2 protein-coding genes and 1 pseudogene are annotated in these 10442 nt (G+C 58.7%); 2 read left to right on the top strand and 1 reads right to left on the bottom strand.

Annotated elements, in window-relative coordinates; genetic code table 11:
• Positions 1 to 277, top strand: a pseudogene (locus B157_RS39295) (IS701 family transposase); the annotation flags it as partial.
• Positions 278 to 987: 710 nt separating this feature from the next.
• On the opposite strand, the gene B157_RS34715 reads toward B157_RS39295, so the two are convergent.
• The gene (locus B157_RS34715; protein ID WP_020602850.1) at positions 988 to 9741 is read right to left on the bottom strand and encodes a putative Ig domain-containing protein; all 8754 of its coding nucleotides are present in this window, start codon (positions 9739 to 9741) and stop codon (positions 988 to 990) included.
• A gap of 511 nt (positions 9742 to 10252) precedes the next feature.
• On the opposite strand from B157_RS34715, the gene B157_RS34710 reads away from it, so the two are divergent.
• The coding region (locus B157_RS34710) for a hypothetical protein (RefSeq protein ID WP_026309102.1) at positions 10253 to 10442 on the top strand (190 nt) is incomplete at its 3' end.

The following is a 10442-nucleotide window of genomic DNA, read 5'->3' as shown; positions in this document are numbered from 1 at the left end:
AACCTATCAAAAACGGTGGGGCATTGAAGACTACCATAAGTCGCTGAAGAACAACACTTCACTGCAAAATTCACCGGCTCGTAGTATCACCACACAGAGCACTCATTTGCTGGCTTCAGTCTGTGCTTTTGTCAAGTTAGAGGGCTTAAAACTTGCTGAATCAACGAATCAGTTCGCCTTGAAAGGTCGACTGTATATCAAAGCCATTCAGGCAGCTTTAGCTGAACTCCGGTTTCTCCAACAAAAGAATCTCTTGTTAAACATTGACCCTGCGTAACTTCAGTTATTTACTATAAGGTATATATACGTTAAACGATGGTAATGCCTAAAAGAAACCGGCAACGTGGGTGTGTGGCATTGCCCCCTCACCCGCTCAAGGTAGGCATGAACGGGTAAAGACCGGTAGGTACAAACAGGTAGACCATACACAACAGATACGGTAAAAAAGAGGAAGATTCGACAGCATTCAACCCCGGATTACCTGCCCCAAACCGGGGGATAAAAAAGGTTGGCTTTTCGGCCTTGGATACCTGTGCAAGTTTAGTCCAAAGCTGTCAGACCCATGTGCAGATTTCACTCAAATAGGTGCACATTTCACTCAAATAGGCGCACATTTGGTGCATCGCGCCAAAAAAGTGAAAAAAAACAAGTAATTAGTTCTTTTTGTCGGGGGGATCTGTCCGCAGTTGCTGGCACTGGCACTAGGGGCGGGATCAGAGTCAGTCAACAGTAACTCTACTCGGCGAGGCTTACTACTGTTCAGGGCCGGGTGTCCAAAGACGTGGAGCGACCGATTAAAATAGGGAGCCGGAATCAGTCAGCCACGTAGTCTGCAGCACCTATCGGTGGGGATCATTGGACGTGTCAATGCTTTTCAGGAGGGGCCACTGCTGAAACCGTTCATTTAAACCTCCGAATCACAAAAGAAGCCGCGCTCCTTCAATGGAACGCGGCTTCTTTTGTGAACCAGTCTGTCGAAAATAAGTGCTACTCTGCTTTGAGCAGCTTGATGGTCTGGCTTTGGGTGGAGGTGCTCACCCGCAGCAGCAGCACGCCTGCCGGAACCTGGCCCAGGCGCAATGTCTGCCGCTCCACTACCCCGGACCGGCCAACCAACTGCTCACTCACCTGATGGCCACGCGCATCGGTCACGGACAGGGTGAGCGCCTGTCCTTCAGCGCCCCGCACCTCCACCTCGACCGACTCGCCCAACACCGGGTTTCCTAATACGGTGACTGACAGCGGCACTTCCGGACCCGCACCCACGCGGGCACCGGGGTTGCAGGCGGCCAGCCAGCCGTAGCTGAACGGACTCACCACCCCGCTCTGTGTCGCTTCCAGGGTGATGACTGGATTATCCGTGTACAGGTTCAGCGTGTAGGGACCCGGATTGGTCGTGGGCAGTGTTTCATTTACCACCCGGAAACTCACCGGCGAGCCATCCAAACCGGCGTACCGGGGTGTGAACGTCACTCTCCGCTTACCCGCACTTATTACCTCGCAACTCACCGTGGTCACCCCCGTGAGGCTGAACGGAGCCGTGGGTGGATTGGTGGGGGGCTGGGTGCTGGCCGACAGCACCGTAAAGCTGAAGACCGTGCTGGTCGATAAGCCGCCCCCATCCGTCGCTGTCAAGGTCACACTGCTCACCCCGCTCATACTGGGCGTACCGCTGATGAACTTACCATTCACACTCAGACCCGCTGGCAGACCCGCGGCCGACAGGCTGATCTGGTCGGGCGTCTCCTGGTCGATGAACGTGTTGGTCAGGTTCAGGCTATACGCCTGACCCACAACCGCCGTCTGGCTGGCTACCGGCTGATTCAGCCGCGGGGGCGTGTTGTCCTGACCCACGCTCTGACAGGCACTCAGCCAGTTGTAGGCATAGCTCACCGGTCCGGCGCTGCCCGTTTGCGTGGCCCGCAGGGTGAGGACCGGGTTGTCGCGGTACAAGGTCAGGCTGTAGGGACCCGGCTCAGTGGTAGGCAGCGTCTCGTTCACCACCTCGAAAGCGACGGGCTGCCCGTTCAGACCCGCGTAGCGGGGAGTAAAGTTGATGTTGATGCGGTCGGCCACCGGCGTACAGCTGATGGTGGTCACCCCCGTGATAGCGAAGGGTACCGTAGGCGGGGGGGTGCCCATGGCCGGCTGCACGCTCAGCACCAGCGGGGTGCTGGCCGAGAGCCCGCCCGGATCGGTGGCCGTGATGGTGATGGAGACCGGCGAGCCCACCGTGCTGGAGGGGGTGCCCGACAGCGTAGCGCCCGAGAAGCTTAGACCGCCGGGTAACCCGCTGGCCGACAGCCGCAGGCTACCCGGCGTTTCGGTATCGGTGAAGGTGCCATCAGGGATCACGTAGGAAAAGTACTGACCCACCGTGGCCGTCTGGCCGGGGATGCCCATCACCACCCTGGGGGGCGTGTTGGGCGTGGTGGCGCTGTTGCAGGCCGCCAGCCAGTCGTAGGTGTATTTGGTGGTGGCTCCGCCCTGCCGGGCTTCCAGGGTGATAACCGGGTTATCGGTGTAGAGCTGGAGGGTGTAGGGCCCGGGACTCGTGGTGGGAAACAACTCATTGGTCACCGAGAAGCTGACGGGCGAGCCGTCCAAGCCGCTGTAGCGGGGGGTGAAGCTGACACTAAACCGGTTGGGCAGGACGGGTGTGCAGTCCACAGTGGTAACGGCGGTGATGGCAAAGGGAGCGGTCACCACCGGATTGACCGTCAGGGTGACAGAGGCTGTGCCGGTGCAGCCGTTGGCACTGGTGCCGGTGACCGAGTAGGGTCCGGCGGTGCTGACCACGATGGCGGGGGTGTTGGCCCCGTTGTTCCAGGCGTAAGTGACGGCCCCCGATGCAGTCAGGGTAGCGGACTGCCCCTGGGTGATGGTCAGGCTGGGATTGGCCGTGATGCTGACGGAGGGCGCGGTTTGATCGCCGGTGACGGTGGTCTGAGCAACGGCTGAACAGCCATTACCCGACGTCACCGTGACCGAATAAGTACCCGCCGTGTTGAGGGTGGCCGTGTTGCCGCTGCCTACCTGAGTGGCTCCGGCGCTGAAGCGGTAGGATTGCCCCTCGGGACTGGCTGTCAGGGTGACTGTTCTCATGGTGCAACTCAAAGGACCATTGTTGGTCAGGCTGACCTCGGGCACCGATTGGTCACCCGTCACGGTGGTCTGGGCCACCGCCGAGCAGCCGTTGCCAGCCGTCACCGTCACCGAGTAGGTACCCGCCGTGTTGACCGTGGCCGTATTGCCCCCTTCCACCTGAGTGGCCCCCGCACTGAAGCGGTACGTCAACTCGCTGGGATTGGCCATCAGCGTCACCGTGCTCATGGTGCAACTCAGGGGTCCGTCGTTGGTCAGGCTGACCTCGGGCACTGATTGATCGCTGGTGACGGTGGTCTGGGCCACGGCCGAACAGCCGTTTGCCCCGTTGCTTACCGTCACCGAGTAGGTACCCGATGCATTCACGATGGCCTGATTGCCGTTCTGGCTCACCACGCCCGGCCCCGCGAAGGCATAGCTCAATCCATTGGGACTGGCCGTCAGCGTCACGCTGCTCGTCGCACAGGTGATCAGCCCGCTGCTGGTCAGGCTGGCCTGGGGCACTGAGTTGTTCTGGTCAATGGTAATGGACGTCACCGAGAAACAGCCCGTGCTGCTGTTGGTCACCGTCACCGAGTAGACCCCGGCCGTGTTGACCAGCGCCTGGCTGCCTTCCTGACTCACGATGCCCGGCCCCGCGAACACGTACCGGTCTCCGCCCCCCGCGAACAGGGTCACCTGGGTGTGGCTACAGGTCAGGGTGGTCGAGGAATTGGCCGACAGGGTAGCCACCGGTTGGGTGTTGTCCTGCGCCACGCTCACGCTGGCCGTGGTCGAACATCCGTTGGCCGACACCACCGACACCGAGTACAGACCCGGGCTGCTCACCGTCGCCTGATTACTGGTGCCCAGTTGGGTCGTTCCCGCACTGAACTGATAGGTTTGCCCCGCGGGACTGGCCGTCAGGGTAACCGAACTCACCGCGCAAGTGAGCGGGCCACTGCCGGCCAGGCTCGTTTCCGGGCCACTGGTGTTCTGATCGATCGTCAGGGTGGTGGTGCTCGAGCAGCCGCTGGCCGTGTTGGTCACCGTCACCGAATAAACGCCCGCTGTGTTGACCACGGCCCGGTTGCCGCTCTGGCTCACCACCCCCGGACCCCCAAAGGCGTAGGAGAGCGTCTCCCCGGTGTTACCACCGCCCGCCGTCAGCGTTACGGAACGCACCGCGCAACTCAGCGTAGCCGAGGGACTGGCTGTCAGAGTGGCCTGGGGAGCCGCTTCCTGGCTGATGGTGATGGCCGTGACCGAGAAACAACCCGTATCGTTGTTGGTCACGGTTACCGAGTAGACCCCGGCGGCATTCACCAGCGCCTGGCTGCCTTCCTGACTCACGATGCCCGGCCCCGCGAACTCGTACCGGTCGCCCCCAGAAGCGAACAGGGTTACCTGCGTATGGGTGCAGGTAAGCGTCGTGGAGGAATTGGTCGTGATTGTCGCTACTGGCGCGGTATTGTTCTGCGTGACACTCACACTGGACACGGAGGAGCAGCCGTTGCCCGAAATCACCGTCACTGAGTATAAGCCTGGTGTGCTCACCGTGGCCTGATTGCTCGAACCAATCTGGCTCGCCCCCTGACTGAACTGATACAGTTGCCCCTCGGGGTTAGCCGTCAGTGTCACCGACGTCACCGCGCAGGTGAGCGGGCCACTGTCCTCCAGGCTCGTTTCCAGGCCATTGGTATCCTGATCGATGGTGATGGACGTGAAACTGGAGCAGCCGCTGGCGGTACTGGTAACCGTGACGGAGTAGACCCCGGCCGTGTTCACCACGGCCGTATTGCCGATCTGACTTACGATGCCAGGCCCCGCAAACTGGTAGGTGTCGCCACCGTCCGCCGTCAGGGTCACGCTGGTCTGGGCGCAACTCAGCGGCCCATTGTTGGTCAGGCCCGCCATCGGCAAAGGGTTAACCGTTAGGGTGGTTACGCTGGATGCGGACTGGCCATTGACACTCGCCGTCAGCGTAAAGGTCTGGGTGCCCGACCCGCTGGCCGTCACCGATTGATTGAAGGTGGTGCTGGTACTGTTACCGGTCTGGGTTGAACTACCGTTGGTAAGCGTGTAGCTGTAGCTGCCCATGAGGTTGCTAATGGTGGCCATAAAGGTGACGGGACTGCCCACGCACAGGGCGGCCGGATTGGCCGAGAAGCCCGTGATGGTGGGCGTGGCGTTGATCACCGTCAGCACGTAGGCCGTACTCACCCCCGAACAGCCGGTGGCATCGTAGGCCAACGCGGTGATCGTGAAGCTGCCCACCTGGCTGGGCGTACCACTCAGCACGCCCGTGGTAGCCAGATTCAGACCCGTCGGCAGACTGCCGTTGGCCAGGGTGTAGCTGTAGGGGCTGGTACCACCCAAAGCGGTGAAGGATTGACTGAAGGACACCCCCACTGTCGCCGTGCTGACCGTTGGGTTGGTGATGGTCACCGTAGCGGTGCTGCTTTGCACGCTGGTGCTGGCCGTAGCCGAACACCCGTTAGCCCCGGTGATGGTCACCGAGTAGAGACCCGCCGTGGTCACTACCAACTGACCCATCCCCACCGGGGTGCCCCCGCTGAAGTGGTAGCTCACTCCGCCACTGGCCGAGGCCGTTAAGGTCAGGCTGGTTTGGCTACAGGTCAACGTGCCCGAGCTTAGGCGGGCATCGGTGGGTGGAGCGAGGTCTCCCTGGAGAGTGGTGGTGGCCAAAGCCGTACAGCTATTGGCACCCGTCAGTGTCACTGAATACGCCCCGGCTGCACTCACCGAGATGACGGGCGTGGTCTCGCCTGTGCTCCAGCGCACCAAACCACTACCCACCGCCGTCAGACTCACCGTCGGACTGGCGCAGCTCAGCGTCGCACTGCTGGGGCTGATGTTGATCGAAGGAACCACTTGATCGGCCGTGACAACCGTGCTGGTGGTGCTCACGCAGCCGCTGGCCGAGGCCACCATCACCGAATAGGTGCCCGCAGTGGTGACGACTACCGTATTGGCCGCACCCGGTGTGCCTAATACTCCGCTGCCACTGGCGAAGGTGTAGGAGTTGCCCCCACCCGCCGTCAGGGTGACGCTGGAGTTGGCGCAGCTGAGCGTACCGCTGCTGGCCAGGGTGGCTACCGGCGAGGGGTTCACTACCAGGGTCGTTACGCTGGATGCGGACCGGCTATTAGCACTCACGGTCAGTGTAAAGGTTTGAGGACCCGTGCCGCTAGCAGTGACCGATTGGCTGAACGGGCTGCTGCTGGCACTGCCCGTCAGCGGAGCACTGACTCCGTTGGTGAGCGTGTAGCTATAACTGCCGGTGAGGTTGCCCACCGTCGCCGTGAAGGTTGCCGCACGGCCCACGCAGACCGCCCCTGGACTAACTACCAAGCCGGTTAGGGTTGGGTTGGCATTCACTACCGTCAGGACGTAGGCCGCGCTTACCCCCGAACAGCCGACGGCATCCCGACCCATCGCCGTCAGTGTGAAGCTGCCAAGCTGGGTGGGTGTGCCCGACACCACACCCGTATTAGCCAGACCCAGACCCGTCGGCAGACTGCCGCTGGCCAGACTGTAACTGTAGGGGCTAGTGCCGCCCGAAGCGGTGAAGGACTGACTAAAGGCTACTCCCAGCGTCGCCGTACTCACACCAGGCGTGGTGATGGTATTGGAAGCTCCCTGAGCTTCGTAAGCCCCCATATCGATGTGACCATTGGCGTAGAAGCGATTATTGCCGGCCAGATCGATGCTGCCAACGGTAGCGCTGGTGGTGGCCGGGTCGCCCGCGTCGATGGCTGTGGAGCCACACCTCAACAGGGTAGTCGTGGCACTGGCAAAAGGCGAAGTGGTCGTGGTCAGGTTACCCGAACCAGCGTTGTAGCCCGTTACCGAGGACTCGAATAAACTGTAGCTGGTGGTAATGAAAGCCCCAGGCCCGTTGAAAAAGGTGCTGGCCCCGCCATTCCCCCACACCACGCAGTTGGTCAGGTTGGGGCGGCTGGCCCCCTGATACCCAAGATTATACATCGCCCCGCCGGACCCAGCCGAATTGGCCTGAAACGAACAGTTGGTCAGGGGGGGGTTACTGATGCCGCCTATACTACCATCGTTGTACAGGGCCCCGCCCCGGCTGGCGGCACTGTTGTTCTGAAAGGCGCAGTTGAGCAGGCCGGGGCTACTGTTGCCGCCCGTATAACCGGCGTTGTAGATGGCTCCGCCCCCATTGGCGGCACTATTGTTTTGAAACAAACAGTTACGAATCAGGGGGCTACAATTGTTATTGGCTCCACTGCCGTTGTTGATTATTCCCCCGCCCCCATCGTCGGGCGAGGTACTACCATTAGCATTGCCGCCCGTAATGAGGAAGCCATCGAGCACCGCCGAGTTGGTCAGACCCGTGGGGTTATTGAAAACGTGGTAACTGTTGTCGGCGTTGATACCCGCGGTACCAATGTCGCCACTGAGGATAGTCGACAACGGGTTGCTCAGCACCCGTTGGCTCAGCGCGGTTTCGTTGCCCACAAATCCTCCATAGATGGTCACCCCGTTCCTCATAGCAAAGCTGAGGCTACGGTTAATGGTGGATGTCGGTTTATACACTCCGGCGGCTACCCAAATTTCAGCGGTTGGCGTTCCGGACGCACTTCCCAAACAAGGGTAATTAAGAGCCGATTGCAGATCGGGGAAAGCATCAGCCCAGCTCAGACCCGTGTTGGCCCCACTGGCCCCGGCCTTTACATACAGGCGGGCCTGTGCGGGATTGACGACTAGGTTAAAGGCACTACTTGTAAGGCTGTTACAGCTCCCCGTAATGGCCAATGAGTACGTACCTGCATCTGTGACGGTGGCTGCTGGCAGTAGCAACGTAGCGGTGGTTTGCCCACTAACGGGCGAACCGTTTTTGTACCACTGGTAGGCTATGACAGTGCCCGTGACACTAACCGCCACTGACACGTTGCCGCCCGCGCACACCGTAGACCCCGCTACAGGCTGTGCCGTGATGGCCGCGGGACCCTGGAATTCGACCGCCCCCATATCAACCCGCCCCCCGACGATACGGGGGTTGCCCGCCAGATCAGTGGTAATACCCGCTAAACCAGTAGCCGAGTTCAGCCCCGCGTTGATGGCAGGTCCACAGCCGCTAAGAGTCGGTCCGGTGGTGCTGACAAAGGGTGATACCGTTACTGTTATATTACCCGTGTTACCCGAATAGCCCGTCACTGAGGCATCAAGCAAACTATAAGTGGCTGAGACAGTAGTATAAGCATTGTAAAACGTGTTAGCTCCTCCATTGCCAAATAGTACACAGTTAGTCAGGGTGGAAGTAGCAACATAACCGTTGCCATAGCCGTAGCCATATATCGCGCCCCCTTGAGGAGCCGAATTGGCCTGAAAGGTACAGTTGGTCAGCACCACTGTGATAGTACCCTCATAAGTGCTAAGGTTGTAGATGGCCCCGCCGGTGCTGGAAGCGGTATTGGCTTGAAACCAACAGTTGATCAGCTTAGGACTGCTGCTGGGGCCGCTGCCGCTACCAGTGCTAAACCCTTCACTAGCGTTGTTGTACATGCCACCGCCGGAGGTAGCCGAATTAGTCTGAAAGGAACAGTTGATCAGCGTAGGACTACTAGTGCCTGCCTTACCATAATTGTAGATGGCCCCACCCTGACTCGTTGCACGGTTGGTCTGAAACGAACAGTTGGTCAGCGTAGGGCTACTGTTACCCCCATATAAACTACCATCGTTGTAGATGGCCCCGCCGGAGGAAGCACGGTTATCCTGAAAAAAGCAGTTAGTGAATGCGGGGCTGCTATTGGCCCTGTCATGCCCATCGTTGTAAATGGCCCCACCGTTGCTGGAAGCCGAATTGGCCTGAAAGGTACAGTTGGTCAGTGTGGGACTGGTGCCGTTATCATTATACCCATTGTTGTAGATGGCCCCGCCGGTGCTGGAAGCGGTATTAGCCTGAAAGACGCAATTGGTTAATGTAGGGCTACTATTACCAATACCAGCATCCGCATCGTTGTACATGGCTCCGCCGGAGGTAGCCGAATTAGCCTGAAACAAACAGTTGCGAATCAATGGACTACTAGCTTGACCCTGAGGCTGGTTTGAGAAATTACGATTGCCAACGTTTAGCATTCCCCCGCCAATATCCTGTTGATTACCGGAATCAGTGGCATTACCACCCGTAATAACAAAGCCATCCAGCACCGCTGTAGTGGTTAACCCGGAGGGATTCTTAATGACGTGAAAGCTGTTATCAGTTCGGTCACTTACCGCACCGATATCACCCGAAAGGGTGGTGGATGAGGGATTTGTCAGATTGATGGTGGGTCGTTGGCTCACGTTAGCTTCAGTACCCACAAAGCCGCCATAAATAGTGACCCCACCCTTCATGGCAAAACTGATTGTGCGGTTGGTGTTGGCGTTACCACCGGGCTTAAACGTCCCGGCTGCCACCCACACCTGATCGTCCGATACGCTGACATTAATCATGGCCTGCAAATTGCCGCTGGCGTCGGCCCAGCTGCTGCCGTTGCCTGTGCCCGTGGCAGCGGGTTTCACGTAGCGAATCGTTTGGCCCTGCGTCAGCAGGCTGGCACTCAGCAGCACCAGCAGACTGAAGGCTCGCAGCAGGAAACGGATAAAGGAGGGTAAAGGAAACGTCATAGCTATGATTTGTTGAACGATTTTCATTCAGATAAGAAACGGACAAATTGGGTCGCTGGGGGATGAAGCATCGCCCCCTCACCCGTTTAAGACACAGGGAGGTGACGCGGGCATGAGGGGCGGTTAACCACTGGACGATTAAGGGTAAAAAAGAGGAAGATTCGGCGGCAGTCAACTCCGGATTACCGGGGTATAGAAAAGGAGGGGTTTTCGGTTCCTAATGCCTGTGCAAGATTAGCCGATGGCTGTCAGACCTAGGTGCATATTTCGCCCAAATAGGTGCATATTTGGTGCAGCGTGGTTAAAAAGCAACGAAAATCAGGTGAATGTGCCCTTTCTATCCAGGCTGGTGAGGCAGCACGGAAACTGACGGCAGCAAACTACCATCACTCTTGGTATACCTATTGAAATAAGATACTGCTTATATTTGACAATGGTTCGTCAATTTTTAGGGATATGAAAAAGGCGTGTTAGTTTTGGGTATCTGACATCCAAACCAAACAACGCCTTTATGCAAGGACCAGCCCTACTGAGTACAATAGTAGCTAACCTGCCCGATTTGACCAAACCCCGTCGGCAATTTATACACCACATTCTGATGCTGTTTTTGAGTGTTCGTCACCGAATCAACTTTCTGCAATTGGCTCGCCACAGCGACCAGTATGCCGAAAATACCATGCGGTTGCAGTTTGAAACCTACC

It is taken from the genome of Spirosoma spitsbergense DSM 19989, from assembly GCF_000374085.1.
GTDB classification, from domain to species: domain Bacteria; phylum Bacteroidota; class Bacteroidia; order Cytophagales; family Spirosomataceae; genus Spirosoma; species Spirosoma spitsbergense.
The sequence above is the reverse complement of the archived record's forward strand: the minus strand, read 5'-3'. Positions and strand labels throughout refer to the sequence as shown.